This window comes from Lysobacter sp. M2-1 (assembly GCF_022662495.1).
GTDB lineage: Bacteria > Pseudomonadota > Gammaproteobacteria > Xanthomonadales > Xanthomonadaceae > JAKPBU01.
This window is the reverse complement of sequence record NZ_JAKPBU010000001.1, coordinates 948588-963282: the sequence shown is the minus strand read 5'-3', so window position 1 is coordinate 963282 and position 14695 is coordinate 948588. Positions and strand designations below refer to the sequence as shown.

Sequence of the window (14695 nt, the reverse complement as noted above, 5' to 3'; positions counted from 1 at the left end):
GCACCGATACAGCGGTGCGATAGCGCCCCGGGCGTGAGCCTGTCGTGAAAAAACGCGCGACGCGCGGTGTCGATGCAGAAAATCCGGTACGGATTAAACCAAGGCTTAAAGCCCAAAGCAGTCCGCTGGTTGGGGCTGGAAATCCGCGATTTTCAGGTTTTAGAATCCGCGGCCTTCCCGTTCGCCGGAGGGTGCGCGCATGGCCGACCAGGGCCGCTATTCCATGAGTGTCGGAAACATGGGGCAGCAGGAGCTGGATCTGCTCGAGTGCCTGGTTCGCATCGATCGCGGCCAGGCCCTGGATCCGCGCGCGGATGACATGCTCGTGCGTCTGGTCGACGCCGGCCTGGTCGATTCCGCCGACGGCGTGTTGGCGCTGACCCTGGCCGGCATCGAACGCTGCCAGTCCCTGATGCATCGCATGGCCGGAGACATGGAGGCGGCCAAGGTCCTGGCCGCGCGCGGCATCGCGATCGCATCCGAAGCGTGATCGCATGAGTGGTTGCAGCGTCGCTGTTCGGCCATGCGCGCAGCGCTAAAGGCGGCGGGGTGGCGGAACACCAGCCGCGCTGTCTAAAACCGCTACCCGAGGACGTTCGCCCCCACGTTTTCGTTCGATAGATGGGCGATGGCGACCAGTGCTACCTTTTCCGACATGGCCAAATCGACCGGCACGATCAAGTTCAAGGCGAAGCTGTCGCGACCCGCGGCGCCGAAGGGCGTGGCGTGGACCTTCCTGGTGCTACCCGCGGCGGTCAGCGCGAAGCTGCCGACGCGGAGCATGGTCACCGTCGACGGCAGCCTGGAAGGCCAGTCCTTCCAGGCCACTCTGGAACCCGATGGCCAGGGCAGCCACTGGCTCAAGATCGAACAGGCCCTGAGCGAGAAGGCCGGTGTCGCCGCGGGCGACACTGTCGCGCTAGAGGTCGCGCCCGTGGCAGTGGAACCCGAGCCCAAGGTGCCGGACGACCTGCGCAACGCGCTGGCGGCCAATGCCGAAGCGAAGGCGACCTGGGATGACATCACGCCGGTGGCGCGGCGCGACTGGATCCACTGGATCACCTCGGGCAAGAAGGCCGAGACCCGTGTGAAACGCATCGACGTGGCCTGCGACAAGCTCGCCTGCGGGAACCGACGCGCCTGCTGCTTCGACCGCTCTGGCATGTACAGCAAGGGCAACATGGGCCCGCCCGAGGCGGCGGAGTAGCACCGGTTTCGAAGCTGTCGATGCCGGGCCGTTCGGCAGGTGCACGACGCGCTGCGTGAAGCGCAGCTGCACGGAATCGAGATCCCACATCGTGGCTTCCTGGCCCTTCGGCTTCGCGCCGTCGGCGCTACGCTCAGGGCAATCGGAATCCGGAACGGGGTGTGATTCATCGCCCTGGCGCGATTCAAGGACAGCGTGCGCGACTGGCTTGCGTCGTCACCTGGACAGTGCACGACGCGCTGCCGCACTAGGCGAGATTGCCGCCCGAGTTCGGCGGCGAGGAGGAGCGCGTGGCGTAGTAGGAGAACGCTGCCCCGTCGCCGCACCCGACGGCATCACCCTAGGAAGGACGAGGCGGCCGGCGCGTGGCACCGACCCCGTCAGACGTGGATTCATCGCGGCATCCGGCGTTTCGTCGCATGCCGCTTGAGGATGGAGCGATCACATCGCATGCTGCCGACTGCTGCGTGTGCAGCGATGTCGTTCAACGTGAGGCTCGATCGCCATGAAGACCCTGATCGCCCTGCTGGTGTGGTGCCTGCTGCTGGTGCTGTGCTGGCCGCTGGCGTTGCTGGCCCTGGTGCTGTGGCCGCTGGTCTGGCTGCTGTCGCTGCCCTTCCGCCTGGTCGGCATCACCTTCTCGGCGCTGTTCGCCTTCCTGCAAGCCTTGCTGATGCTGCCCGCGCGCCTGCTCGGCGGGCGGCCGCGGCCCGCGGGTGCGATGGCCTGAGCCGGCGTCGCCCGGGCAAGCAAAGCGCACCCGGGGCTTTCCGACACGACGCATCAGGGCTTCCGGGTGCGGCTCGCGGCCTGACCGGCTACGGCGTTGTGCGCCGCTTCGGGCGGCCAGGCCGGAGCGTGCGGTCAGCCGGCGTGCGCGTGCACCCGCCCCAGGAAGTCGCGGACCAGTGCCACTACCTCGTCGAGATTGGTTTCCAGTAGCCAGTGGCCGCCGTCGAGCAGGTGCAGCTCGGCGTCGGGCAGGTCGCGAAGATAGGCGCGTGCCGACTTCTCCGGCATGTAGTGGTCGTGCGGCCCCCATACGATCAGCGTCGGTGGCCGGTGTTCGCGCAGGTATTCGCGATGCTGTGGAAACCAGGCGCGGTTTTGCTTCAGACCCGCGATCAGATCGATCGCGACCTCCTTGCGTCTGGGCGTCATCAGCGACCAGTGCAGCTTCCACAGATCGGGCGGAATGCATGCGGCAAGTTCCGGGCGCACGTCGTTCAGGAATTCTTCCTTGAACGTCTCCTCGTTGATCGCTTCGGCGAGCTGTTTCCGCATCTCTGGGACGGGCAGGCTCCAGGTCTTTTCGATGTCGGCGTATTTCGGCCCCAGCGCGTCCTCATAGGGGATATCGCCGTTCTGGATGATCAGCGCCGCGATGCGCGCGGGCGCCCTGATCGCCAGCCGGGCGCCGATCGGCGATCCGAAATCGTGCAGATACAGCGCGAAACGGGCGATGTCGAGCGCTTCGACGAAGCTGTCGAGGAATCCGGCATAACCATCGAAGCTGTAGTCGAAGTCGTCCGGCGTTTCGCTATACCCGGCGCCGGGAAAGTCCGGCGCAATCAGTCGCCAGCGGTCGGCCAGCCGTGGCATCAGGTTACGAAACTCGTACGACGAGCATGGATAACCATGCGGAAGCAGGACCACCGGCGCGCCGTCCGCGCCTGCCTCGCGGTAGAAGACCTCGACTTTGCCGACGCTGATACGGCGGTGACGAACGCGGGTATCCAAAACAGCTCCCTGGTCGGTTTCTCCGGAAGATGCTGCGTCGATCGTCAATGAAGCGTCACGGCTCCGTTATGGCGGGCAGCTTTTCGAAACCCACGGCGCGGCAGAACTTGCGATTTGCGGCCTTACCCAGGCCAGGCGTTCAGCCCACCGCCATCGTCTTGCCACCGTCGCGCGCATAACGCCCCGGCGAGCGGCCCACGTGCCGGCGGAACGCGGTGCTGAAGGTGCTGGCCGAGGCGTAGCCCACGCGCTCGGCGGCTTGGGCAATGCCGATCTGCTCGTTGCGCAGCAGATCCTTGGCGACGGCCATGCGCCAGGCCTGCAGATATTCCATCGGCGGCACGCCCACGGTGCGCGCGAAACGGTCGAAGAACGCCGAACGAGACAGCGCGGCGGTGTCGGCCAGCTGCGCGATGGTCCACGCATGCGCGGGGCGCGCGTGCAGCTGCCGCAGCGACGCCGCCAGGCGCGCATCGGCCAGGCCACGCAGCAGCCCGGGCGGCGCGTCGCGGCCCGCAGTCGCACGCAGGGTCTCGACCAGCAGCAGCTCCACCAGCCGCGCGAGCACGACATCGCGACCCGGACGGTCTTCGACCGCTTCCTCGCCCAGCAGCCCCACCAGCAGCGACAGCCGCGCCACCCCGCGCACATGCACCACCGCGGGCAGCAGCGACACCAGCAGTGCGGGGTCGGGCGCGTCGAACAGGAACCATCCGCCGAGCAGGCGCACGTCGGGCGATCCGTGCTGGCGGCCATGGCGCACCTCGCCTTCCGGCGCGGGCGCCTGCTTCGGGTCGATCCGCGTGGGCGTCGCGGTCTCGAAACCGGACATGGTGAAGCCCGGCGTTGCCGGCAGCAGCACGAAATCGCCGGCCTGCAGGACGAGCGGGGCATGGCCGTCGACCTCGAGCCGACAGCCGCCCTCCAGCACCACGCAGAAGCTGGGTTCGCCGAACTCCGAGTAGCGCACCGCCCACGCGCCGGCGCCGCTGATGCCCTTGGAGAACACCGCGCGCGGGCGCAGCAGGCGGACCACCTCGGACAGGGGATCGCTCATCAGGACGGCTCGCGCGGCGTGGAAGGCAATCAGGACTATAGCCAACAAATTACGGACTTTGCGGCATAGATCGTCCGGATATCCCTGCCTATCGTGGGTCCCGTTTCAACCACCCGAGACCCACCAGAATGAAGACCGTCCTGATCACCGGCTGCTCCTCCGGCTATGGCCTGGAGACCGCCCGCCACTTCCACGCCCGCGGCTGGCGCGTCGTCGCCACCATGCGCAAGCCGCGCGCGGGGCTGCTACCCGCCGACGAGCGCATCCAGCTGCTGGCGCTCGACGTCACCCGTACCGACAGCGTCGCCGCCGCGATCGAAGTCGCCGGCCCGATCGACGTGCTGGTCAACAACGCCGGCGTCGGGCTGTTCGGCGCGTTCGAGGCCACGCCCATGGCGACCGTGCGCGAGGTGTTCGAGACCAACACCTTCGGCACGATGGCCATGACCCAGGCGGCGATTCCGCAGCTGCGCGCGCGCGGCACGGGCACCATCGTCAACGTCACCTCCAGCGCCACGCTGGCACCAATGCCGCTGGTGGCCGCCTACACCGCCAGCAAAACCGCGATCGAGGGATTCACCGCGTCGCTCGCGCACGAGCTGGGTGCGTTCGGCGTGGCGGTGAAGCTGGTCGAACCCGGTTACGCGCCGAGCACGCGCTTCGCCGCCAACGGCGAGGAGCGGATGCGCGGCCTGGTTCCCGAGGCGTACGCGCCCTATGCGCAGCGCGTGTTCGCAGCGCTGACCCAGGTGGCCGAAGTGACGCACGAGTCCGACGTGGCCGAAGCCGTGTGGCGCGCAGCCAACGACAGCACGGGGCGGCTGCATTTCCCCGCGGGCGCGGACGCCGTTGCGCTGGCGGCTACGAACTAGCGCGCTCGCTTCGCGCAGCGCACGGGCGAAGCGTGCCGCGCCGCGACGGCGGCGATTCGCTCAACGCTCGGGCTGCCACACGAAGCTGTCGCCCTGGGGATTGATGTGTCCCAGGCCAGGGAAGGGGAAATGCACGGCGTAGATGCGCAGGTTGTCGTCGGCGGCACGCTGCAGCAGCGCACGCCGACTGGGCTGCGCCAGCGGCGCGTTCTCGTCGTACTGCACGGTCCATTCGGGGCGCTGTACCGAGACCACGAAGTGGTGCGCGCTATCGCCGATGTACAGCAGGCGTTCGTCGCCCGACGCGATCTCGTAGGCGCTATGCCCCGGGGTGTGCCCATCCACGGGCACCGCGGTGACCACGCCGGGCAGGAGTGCCGCGCCGGGCTGGAAAGCCGCGACCTTCGGCGTGATCGCGGCGACCAGCGCGGCTGCATCGCGATCCTGCTTGAGGGCTTCCCATTCGGGTGCGGTGAGATGGATGGTGGCGTTGGGGAAGGCGAGCGCGCCTTCGCGCGTCAGCAGGCCGCCGACGTGATCCGGATGCCGGTGCGAAATGAACACGTCGCTGACCTGCGAAGGTTCGACGCCGGCGGCGCGCAGCGTGGCCGGCAGACGGCCGGCGCGTGCGAAGGACGCATCCGCCGCGCCGGTATCGAACAGCAGGATCCGCGTCCCGCTGCGGACCAGCAGCGGCTGGATGCTCAGGTGCAGCACGTCGCTAGGCTGTCCGGCAGCCGCCAGCAGTGCGGCCACCTGCTCGGTTGGCTGGCCGACGCCGAAGGTCTTGCCGTCATTGGCCGCATCGATGTCGCCGTCTTTCAGCGCCGCCGCATCGAGCGTGCCGATGCGGAAGCGGAAGACATCCGGATGGCTGGCTGCCGGCGTTGCCCCGGATGCAGGCGGCGCGGGCGTGGTTGTCGCAGTGGCAGCGGGTTGCGGTTCCGAGCATCCGGACAGCAGCGCGCAAGCCAGCAGGGTGGTCATCAGGACGGCAAGCGAAGTGCGGGTCATGGAAGCCTCAGGGGAAGGGAGAATGCAACGGCGCGTCGGGCGCGCCTCGGGTGCCACCGAGCTTATGCACGGCGCTGTCGGTCAACAAGACGATGCGGCGACACGCTTCGTCCCGTGCGATGCGCGAATCAGGCGATGGCCGATGACCCGCCGGGCGCATGGGACTCGACCTGCATACGCATTGTTGTTTCATCGCGCAAGCCGACGCGCGCGGATGCCGGAGCCGGTTCCAGGAGTCCCGAAACCGTGTGCTCCGAGAAGAACGCATCCCGCCTACGGCGTCATTCCGGTTTGGATGCGTACTTGGACTTCATGAAGTTGAGATAGATCCAGCCGTAGCGCTCGAACCAGTCGTCTTCCGAATAGTATTTCGCCTCGCACTGGCCCAGCTCGCGCAGGGCCTCGTCGAGATTGGACAGGTACTGTCCGGCCTTGTTGACGTAGGTGCGCTGCAGCCCCTCGACGGCTTCCTTGATCTGCGGTTTGCCCTGCAGCTGCCACGACAAGCCCGCCACGCCGTGGATGCCCGACGTGCTGTCGCCGAAGGCCATCGCCGAATTGGCCATCTTGACGTTGGTGACCGTGATGCAGCGCGCGCGTTCGATGTAGAAGCGGTTGAAGTCGATCTTGCGGGTCGCCTCGGCGTAGCAGGCTTCGCAGTCCGGTTTTTCGGCGCAGGTGGAGGGAATGGTGGGCGCGGAGCTGTCGCTGTAGGCGGCGCCGCACTCGGCGGCTTCGTCGTCGAGCGCCTGCCAGTTGCGCAGGAATTCGCCCCCGGTCTGGACCACGCCGACGCCCCAGTTGGCCAGCTGCACGCCCTGGTCGGCGCCGCTGCGGCCGCCCGCATCGCGTGCGTCGCGTTCTTCGTTACGCTGCTCGCGCCGCTCGTTCTCGCGGTCGTACCAGTCGTTGAGCATGCCCATGGTCTGGGCGGCCGCGGGCATCGCCGCCAGTGCCAGCACCGTGCCGAGCAGGACTCGCATCATGACGATTTCCTCCGCAGGAACACGGCGGCAAGCACGCCGATCACCACCACCAGCGCGCCGACGATGAACCATGGCAGCAGCGAGCCGCCTTCCTTCTTCGCGCCGCCGTATTCGCTGGCCTTGACCACGACCGGGACGAGTTCGGGCTTGACCTCGTCGCCGACCCAGACCAGCAGCCGGTAGGGCGTCTTGTCCTGTGCGGCGTCCACCGAGATCTGGAATTCGCCTTCGGTACGGATCTTGAAACTCACCGGCTCGTTGCGGGTCTCGCCGCTGCGCAGCGGCTGGTTCCAGCCGTACTTGGTGAGCTTGATGCCGACCTGGTCGCCGTCGCGTACCGGGCGCAGCAGCACGGTGACCGGCATCAGGCTGGTGAGGTTGTCGATCAGGAAGCGATGCGGCTGCTGGCCGGCCTCGCCCTTGACCACCACCGCCTTGCCGTGGTCGATGCCGGCCATCTTCTTCGGCTCAAGGCGGAACACCTTGGGTTCCGGCGGGTCGGCGGCGCTGGCGGCGAAACATGCGGCCAGGAGGAGCAGGAAGGACAACCGCAACGCCAGGGCCATGCGCACCGCTCCTTGAGACATCTTTCCAACAACACGCGGAATCGGGGACGAACCGGTCGCCCGATTGTGGCGGATGTGACGCTGCTCACCAAAATCGATCCTGCTCCACGCCGTCAGGTGCGCAAACGGCTCGTACTCTTTTTGCGGGCATGCCGGCATGTGCTGCTGCAAACGGGTTCGTGGCGCACGGCAGCGGCACCTTTGGTCCTTCTACACTGCAACCTCGCATCCGAACGATCGGACACCTCATGCGCCTGTTGCCGCTGTTCATGCTGCTCGCCGTCGTCCCCGCGTTCGCCCAGGCGCCGGCGCTGGACGATGGTAGAACCCGAGCCATTGCCGCCGGCTACAAGGCGCTGACGCTGTGCAGCGCGCACTTCAACGCCGGGCGCAGTCCTGCGCAGGTGGAGGCGCTGGAGTTGCGCGGGATCTATCCGGATTACGAAGCGCAGGTGCACGCGTTGCGGGCCAGCGTGGACGCGCAAGCCCGCACGGTGTCGGTGGCGTTCGATCCCGCGCTGCCGCCGCGCATTGCGGCGTGGCGACCGAACCTGGGTTGCGCGCAGCTGCCGGTCGGCGCGGACACGAAGGCCATCGCCGCGTTGCCGCATTTCGACACGCGCACGCCGGATCTCGATGGCGAACCTTGGCCACGGGGCGAACGCGATGCGCTCGGGACGGCACGCGGCGATGCGGCTGCCTTGCAGCAAGCGGTCGCGGTGGCCTTCGATTCGCCGAAGTTTGGCGATGGCACTGCGACCACCGGCGTGGTGGTGCTGCAGGACGGCAGGATCGTCGCCGAGCGCTATCGCGACGGCTTCGGCCCGCACGTGGCGCAGCGCACCTGGTCGGTGGCGAAGAGCCTGGCCGGCGCAGTGATCGGTGTGGCCGTGCGCGAAGGCGTGATCGATCCAGCGCAGCCGGCGCCCGTGCCGGAGTGGCAGCGGCCGGGCGATCCGCGCTCGGCGATCACGCTCGAGCAACTGCTGCGTATGTCCAGCGGCCTGTACAGCGACACCGCCGGCAACCGCACCGACGCGCTGTACTTCGGCGGCGCAACGGTGGCCGAAGCCGCGACTGGATGGCCGCTGCAGGCGACGCCCGGCACGCACTTCCGTTATGCGAACAACGACATCGTGCTGGCGATCCACGCGCTGCGCGCGCGCAGCGGCGACGATGCGCGCGCACTCGCGCGTCCGTACACCGATCTGTTCTGGCCGCTGGGCATGACCCGCACCCATGCCGAGACCGACTGGCAGGGCGGCTTCGTGCTGTCGAGCCAGGTGTGGTCGACCGCACGCGATCTCGCGCGCTTCGGCCTGCTGTTGCAGGACGACGGCGTGTTTGCAGGACACCGCCTGCTGCCCGAAGGCTGGGTGCGCGCCGTGACCACGCCGTCGGGGCCGCAGCCGGCCGATCGCGACTTCGGTTACGGCGCGACGCTATGGCTGCTGCAGCGCTCGCCCGGCGTGCCGGCCGACGCTTTCGCCGCGCTCGGCAACCGCGGACAGATCGTGGCGGTGGTGCCGTCGCGCAAGATCGTGATCGTGCGCCGTGGCGAGGATCCGGCGGGCAAGAAATTCGACGAGGCGGCCTTCGTCGCCGCGGTGCTGGCGGCGCTGGACTGAAGCGGCATCGGTTGGAGTTCGCTGCGCTTACCCCGACCTGTGCGCCGACGCAGCGACCGAGCCGGCGACATCCTCGGCGCCGGGAGAAGCGGTATCGGCCGGGTTGCTCGGTGCCGGCGCAGTGGGCTGGTCCGTCGCCGCGCCACCGCCCTCACGCGCGAGATCGGCGCGCAGGCGTGGCAGGGCCTGCGGATGGCGGGCATTGAGGAATTCCAGCATGCGTTCGCGCAGCGCGCAGCGCAGGTCGAACAGATCGCCCGAGTTGCGCGCGCTCACCAGCAGCCGCACCTCGATGCTGCGCTCGGTGGTCTCGGTGACCTGCGCCACGCACACGCGGCCGTCCCAGCGCGGATCGTCGTTGCAGATGCGCTGCAGTTCCGCGCGCACCTCGGCCATCGGCGTGCGGTAGTCCAGCCACAGGAAGGCAGTGCCCAGCAGCTGCGCGCTGGTGCGCGTCCAGTTCTGGAACGGATGTTCGATGAACCACTGCAGCGGCACGATCAGCCGCCGTTCGTCCCAGACGCGCACCACCACGTAGGTACTGGTGATCTCCTCGATGCGGCCCCACTCGCCTTCGACGATGACAACGTCGTCCAGGCGGATCGGCTGCGCCAGGGCGATCTGCAGACCGGCGATGAGGTTGCCGAACACCGGCCGTGCGGCGATGCCGGCGACCAGGCCGATGATGCCGGCCGAGGCTAGCAGGGTGGCGCCGATCTGGCGGATCGCGGGAAAGGTCATCAGCGCCAGCGACACGCCGACCAGGATGAGGGCGCCCTGGACCACGCCGGCGATCACCCGCGTCTGGGTCTGCACGCGACGCGCGGCCAGGTTGTCTTCGACGTCGACCGGATGCTCGCGCAGGATGCGCAGCTCCACCGCGCCCACGGCGCGCACCGCCAGCCAGGTCGCGCTGAGCAGCACGCCGATGCCGAGCCAGTGCTGGATGCGGCCGATCGTGTCCGGCGCCAGGGGCGTCGCGGCTGCGGCGACGGCCAGGAACAGCAGCGGCAGCGCCACCGCCGCCGGGATCGCGATTACCTGGACGACGCGGGCGCGGGTGCGCGTGGACGCATGCGCCTGCGCGCGTCGCGCGATCGCCAGCAGCGCGCGACGCACCAGCAGGCCCAGCACCAGCGCCACCAGCAGCGGCCAGGCGATTGCACCCAGTTGCTGCCAATCCAGCGTCGACATCGCATTACCCTGGTTGCGGCGAAACCGACAGCTTGCCGTGCGGTTCGTTCATGCGATGTCGATTGCGCGATCAGGTTGGCGAAAAACGTGACCAACGCGAAGACAGGAACCCTTGCACGGAAAGCAGCGTCGACCTTTCGGTGGTTGCATCTGCAAGTTGCAGGCGTGGTTCCCGCTACAACCGGTTGACCCGGAACTTGCGCCCCTTGATCTTGCCTTCGCGCAGACGGGAGAGTGCCGGCCCGGCTTGCGCCCGCGCGATGGCGACATAGCTGCGCGTGGCGAACACGTCGATCTTGCCGATCGCGTCCTTGTGCAACCCGGCCTCGCCCGTGAGCGCGCCGACGATGTCGCCGGGCCGCAGCTTGTCGCTGCGTCCGGCGTCGATGCGTAGCGTCGACATCGCCGCGGGGGGCACATTGTCCGCCTTGCCCGAGAGCGGCAGCATCCTGTCCCAGCGCAGCGGCTCGCCCTGGCGCTCGGCGATGGCGTCCGCGCGCGGGCGCTCACGCGGGGTGCACAGGCTCAGCGCCAGGCCCGCGCGACCGGCACGGCCGGTGCGGCCGATGCGGTGCAGATAGGTGTCCGGATCGGTGGGCAGTTCGTAGTTCACCACCGCGCCGATGTTCTCCACATCGAGCCCGCGCGCGGCGACGTCACTGGCCACCAGCACGCTGCAGCTGCGGTTGGCGAACTGCACCAGCACCTCGTCGCGGTCGCGCTGCTCCATGTCGCCGTGCAGGGCCAGCGCGGAGAAGCCGTAATGCGCGAGCGAACCCACGACCTCCATGGTGTCGGCGCGGGTATTGCAGAACACCACCGCCGATTCGGGCCGATGGCGCAGCAGCAGTGCGGCCAGCAGAGGTCCGCGGCGCGCCGGATCGGCTTCGTAGAAGAACTCCTCGATCGTCGCCGGGCTTTCGCCGCCGTCGATGCTCACTTCCAGCGCGTTGCGCAGCATCGCGTTGCCCAGCTTGCGGATCGCATCGGGAAACGTGGCCGAGAACAGCAGGCCCTGCCGGTCTTTCGGCGTGCGCTTGACCAGGTCGCGGATCGCCTCCTCGAAGCCCATGTCGAGCATCCGGTCGGCCTCGTCCAGCACCAGGGTGCGCACGCCCTTCAGCGACAGCGCGTCCTGGGCCACCAGTTCCTGGATCCGGCCGGGCGTGCCCACCACCACATGCGGCGCATGGGTGAGCGAGGCCAGCTGCGGCCCCAGCGGGATGCCGCCGCACAGGATCGAAAGTTTGAGGTTGGGCATGCCGACGGCGAGCTTGCGGATGTGTTTGCCGACCTGGTCGGCCAGCTCGCGCGTGGGGCACAGCACCAGCGCCTGCGGTCCGCTGCGCGCCGGATCCAGCCGGTGCAGCAGGCCGAGCCCGAACGCCGCGGTCTTGCCGCTGCCGGTGGGGGCCTGCGCGATCACGTCACGCCCCTCCAGGATCGCCGGTAGCGCCTGCGCCTGGATCGGCGTCATCCGCGCGTAGCCGTGCGCGTCGACGCCCTGCAGCAGGGCGGGCGAAAGCGGCAGGGTGGAGAAGTCGAGGGCTTCGTTCATGCGCCCATGGTCGCAGGTTGACGGCCCGGGCAAGTGGATACAGGCGCCACGGGTGCCGTCAGGGCGGAAATCGTCGGAGGCGAGGCAGCGGATCTGCGTCCGGAAGCCGCGTGTGGGAAGGTTGCTTTGTACGGAACGGTGGCAGCCTTCGGCAGACGCGGGCGCGTGAGTGGACGTTCGCGCGACGCGCATCAAGGCAGCCGCAACGCGCGCCGCAATTCAGAATGCGCGCGGCGTGCGCTGAACGTGTTCAGTTCGCGCGTCGATTTCCGCAGTCGTCTTCACTGCAGCGCGATGTTGCGCAATCGCCGTTGAACCGACACGTCTGCGCACGCGGAGTTTCACTCCGCTGACATCGCGCACTGCGTAGCGTGGCTGCGTCTGGGCTGGCCTGCGGTGTTCTGAGCTGCAGCCGGCCCAGCGTTCCCTCACCCCAGGAGCAAAGCAATGAGCGACATCAAGAAAGATCACAGCATCGGTGCAGGCACGGGCGCCGTCGGTGGCGCAGTGGCAGGCGCGGCAGTGGGTTCGGTCGCAGGCCCGGTGGGTAGCGTGGTCGGTGCGGTTGCCGGCGGCGTGATGGGCGCGAAAGCTGGCGATGCCATCGCCGAAGCCGTCAACCCGACTGAATACGTGAGCCATTTCGAGAAGAACTACCGCACCGCGCCGTACTACTCGGCCGGACGCGAGTGGAGCGACTACCAGCCGGCCTACCGCTACGGCTACGACACCTACGGCCAGTATCGCGGCCAGCGCTTCGAGGACGTCGAGGGCACGCTGGAACGCAACTGGAACGAAGCGAAGGCCAATTCGCGCCTGGGATGGGCGGAAGCCAAGGATGCGGTGCGCGACGGCTGGCACCACATCGAGCGCGCGATGCCGGGCGACGCGGACCGCGATGGGCGATGAGGGACTGCTTGCGAAGCGCAGCTTCGCGTCCCGAAGAGCGCCGGCCCTGCTTGGGCCGGCCGGACCGATGAGGGACTGCTTGCGAAGCGCAGCTTCGCGTCCCGAAGAGCGCCGGCCCTGCTTGGGCCGGCCGGACCGATGAGGGACTGCTTGCGAAGCGCAGCTTCGCGCTCGTTAGTACCCTTGCAACACGAACGGGCCGCGCAAGCGGCCCGTTTTTCCTGCCCATTCACTACCCTTGAACGGCGCCGGGCCTAGCGTGCCAGTCAGGCCCTGCGCATCTGGAGGTAGCCGATGAGCACCCTGAAGAAAGACCACATCCTCGGCGCGGGCAGCGCCGCGGTAGCGGGCGGCGCGACCGGTGCGGCGATCGGTGCCGTGATAGCGGGACCGGCTGGCCTGGCGGTCGGCGCGGTGGCGGGCGGCGCGCTCGGCGCGGTGTTGGGCAATCGCGCGGCCGAAGCAGCCGACACCCGCCTGGATCTGGGCCATTTCCAACAGATCCATCGCGAGATGCCGTATTTCATCGACGGCATGAAATGGGACGACTACGCCCCGGCGTATCGCTACGGCCTGGAAACGTACCGCACCCGTGGCGCGCAGCCGTTCGCCGAGGCCGAGCCGGAACTCGAGCAGGGCTGGGGCCGCGCGCGCGACGTGTCCCGGCTCACCTGGCTGCAGGCACGCAGCGCGGTGGAGCACGCCTGGCGTTCGCTCGACGAAACCTTGCACGCGAAAGGCATCTGAGCGTGCGGCGCCGATGGGACGGGCGCGCTGGCCGCAACCGTCCCACCAGCCCGGATCAAACCAGTTCGGGTTCGACTTCTTCCTTACCCGGTTCGTCCGCCGGCCACTGCGCGGCTTTCGCCAGTTCGGCCGTGGTCGCGGCCGCGGCGCGTTCCTTGGCCTGCAGGCAGGCGTTGCGCTTGTCCGGGCACTGGATCTGCATGTAGTCGGCGTCGTAGTCGAAGCGATCGACCAGGAAGTCGATGAAGGCGCGGACCTTGGGCGACTGCACGCGGCCGCGCGGGAACACTGCATTGAGCTCGTATTCCGGACCGGTCCACGCCGGCAGCACGCGGCGCAGGTAGCCGCGCTCGACGAACGGCTTGACCATCACGTCGTTGGCCAGCATCAGCCCTTCGCCACATAGCAGCGCCCCGCGCAGGCCGGCCGGATCGTTGGCGACGAACACCGGGTCGATCCGGTAGTCGACCAGGCCGTTGCCGTCGTTGAGCGACCAAACGAAGCTGCCGTTGCGCCGCTGCTTGCTCATCGCCAGCGAGCGGTGATGCTGCAGGTCGTCCGGATGCAGCGGTTCGCCGTGCTTGTCCAGATAGTCCACGCTGGCGAAGACCTGGGTGCGCAGCGTGGCGAGCTTGCGCGCGATGAAGGTGGAATCGGACAGCGGGCCGACGCGCAGGGCGATGTCGAGTTCCTTGTCGATGATGTCCAGGTTCTCGTTGGTGAGCAGCATCTCCACCCGCACTTCCGGGTGGCGCGCGTGGAACTCGCCCAGCAGCGGCGCGATCCGCTCGATGCCCAGCGAGTAAGGGGTGGTCAGGCGCAGCCAGCCGCGCGGGCCGCCCTGCAGCTGGCCGACCGCGCTTTCTGCTTCGTCGAGTTCGCGTGCGATGCGCTGGCAATGCTCGAAGTAGATGTTGCCCGCTTCGGTCAGGCCGAGCTTGCGGGTAGTGCGATGCAGGAGCTGGGCACCCAGACGGGTTTCCAGATCCTGCACCTTGCGGCTGACGGTCGTCTTGGGCAGGCGCAGCGAGCGCGCGGCGGCGATAAAGCTGCCCAGTTCGGCGACTTTGACGAAAACCAGGGTGTCGTTGAGATCGCGGGACATGGCGGGGGCGTCCGGCTGGGCCCGGCAATGCCGTGCGTGGAGCGCTGGCAGGTCGTCGGTCTGGAACCCCGGCGTGGTCGCGCGGCGCATGCCGGCGGCAACCCATCAACGG

General features: G+C 68.4%; 15 protein-coding genes. 7 read left to right on the top strand and 8 right to left on the bottom strand.

The features are described 5' to 3' along the window. The first annotated feature begins 199 nt into the window (after positions 1-199). The 3 genes from MC375_RS04235 (at position 200) to MC375_RS04225 (ending at position 1937) form a co-directional block, all read left to right on the top strand. A complete protein-coding gene (locus tag MC375_RS04235) occupies positions 200-490 on the top strand; it encodes a hypothetical protein (protein ID WP_242102058.1) in 291 nt (96 codons plus the stop codon). A gap of 165 nt (positions 491-655) precedes the next feature. Further along, entirely contained in the window at positions 656-1207 is a 552-nt protein-coding gene (locus MC375_RS04230) for a YdeI/OmpD-associated family protein (RefSeq protein ID WP_242102945.1), read from the top strand. A 505-nt stretch (positions 1208-1712) separates the two neighbouring features. Beyond that, positions 1713-1937 carry a hypothetical protein gene (locus MC375_RS04225; RefSeq protein ID WP_242102057.1) on the top strand — a complete coding sequence of 75 codons (225 nt, stop codon included), beginning with the start codon at positions 1713-1715 and terminating at the stop codon, positions 1935-1937. Between the two features lie 134 nt (positions 1938-2071). Here the strand turns inward: MC375_RS04225 and MC375_RS04220 are convergent, their stop codons facing one another. Continuing rightward, entirely contained in the window at positions 2072-2947 is an 876-nt protein-coding gene (locus MC375_RS04220) for an alpha/beta hydrolase (protein ID WP_242102056.1), read from the bottom strand. A 139-nt stretch (positions 2948-3086) separates the two neighbouring features. Beyond that, complete coding sequence (locus MC375_RS04215; RefSeq protein ID WP_242102055.1) at positions 3087-4004, bottom strand: AraC family transcriptional regulator; 918 nt, start codon at positions 4002-4004, stop codon at positions 3087-3089. Positions 4005-4132: 128 nt separating this feature from the next. On the opposite strand from MC375_RS04215, the gene MC375_RS04210 reads away from it, so the two are divergent. Beyond that, entirely contained in the window at positions 4133-4876 is a 744-nt protein-coding gene (locus MC375_RS04210; protein ID WP_242102054.1) for an SDR family oxidoreductase, read from the top strand. A gap of 60 nt (positions 4877-4936) precedes the next feature. On the opposite strand, the gene MC375_RS04205 is transcribed toward MC375_RS04210, so the two are convergent. The 3 genes from MC375_RS04205 to MC375_RS04195 all read right to left on the bottom strand — a co-directional run bounded on the left by MC375_RS04205 (position 4937) and on the right by MC375_RS04195 (position 7442). After that, positions 4937-5890, bottom strand: coding sequence for an MBL fold metallo-hydrolase (locus MC375_RS04205; RefSeq protein ID WP_242102053.1), 954 nt, complete (start codon positions 5888-5890; stop codon positions 4937-4939). A gap of 281 nt (positions 5891-6171) precedes the next feature. Beyond that, positions 6172-6876, bottom strand: a complete 705-nt coding sequence (locus MC375_RS04200) for a hypothetical protein (protein ID WP_242102052.1) — start codon at positions 6874-6876, stop codon at positions 6172-6174. After that, positions 6873-7442, bottom strand: a complete 570-nt coding sequence (locus MC375_RS04195; RefSeq protein ID WP_242102051.1) for a hypothetical protein — start codon at positions 7440-7442, stop codon at positions 6873-6875. The genes MC375_RS04200 and MC375_RS04195 overlap by 4 nt, the downstream gene beginning before the upstream one ends. Positions 7443-7690: 248 nt before the next feature. On the opposite strand from MC375_RS04195, the gene MC375_RS04190 reads away from it, so the two are divergent. Beyond that, positions 7691-9070, top strand: coding sequence for a serine hydrolase (locus MC375_RS04190; protein WP_242102050.1), 1380 nt, complete (start codon positions 7691-7693; stop codon positions 9068-9070). A 27-nt stretch (positions 9071-9097) separates the two neighbouring features. Here the strand turns inward: MC375_RS04190 and MC375_RS04185 are convergent, their stop codons facing one another. Together MC375_RS04185 and dbpA are read right to left on the bottom strand one after the other, a co-directional pair. Then, positions 9098-10264: a mechanosensitive ion channel domain-containing protein gene (locus MC375_RS04185; protein ID WP_242102049.1), complete on the bottom strand. Its 1167-nt coding sequence runs from the start codon at positions 10262-10264 to the stop codon at positions 9098-9100. Between the two features lie 175 nt (positions 10265-10439). Further along, positions 10440-11822, bottom strand: a complete 1383-nt coding sequence (dbpA, locus tag MC375_RS04180; protein ID WP_242102048.1) for an ATP-dependent RNA helicase DbpA — start codon at positions 11820-11822, stop codon at positions 10440-10442. A 447-nt stretch (positions 11823-12269) separates the two neighbouring features. On the opposite strand from dbpA, the gene MC375_RS04175 reads away from it, so the two are divergent. Together MC375_RS04175 and MC375_RS04170 are read left to right on the top strand one after the other, a co-directional pair. Next, a complete protein-coding gene (locus MC375_RS04175) occupies positions 12270-12731 on the top strand; it encodes a hypothetical protein (protein WP_242102047.1) in 462 nt (153 codons plus the stop codon). A 294-nt stretch (positions 12732-13025) separates the two neighbouring features. Continuing rightward, entirely contained in the window at positions 13026-13478 is a 453-nt protein-coding gene (locus tag MC375_RS04170; RefSeq protein ID WP_242102046.1) for a hypothetical protein, read from the top strand. 55 nt (positions 13479-13533) lie between these two features. Here the strand turns inward: MC375_RS04170 and MC375_RS04165 are convergent, their stop codons facing one another. Then, positions 13534-14583, bottom strand: coding sequence for a LysR family transcriptional regulator (locus MC375_RS04165; protein WP_242102045.1), 1050 nt, complete (start codon positions 14581-14583; stop codon positions 13534-13536). Between the last annotated feature and the right edge of the window lie 112 nt (positions 14584-14695).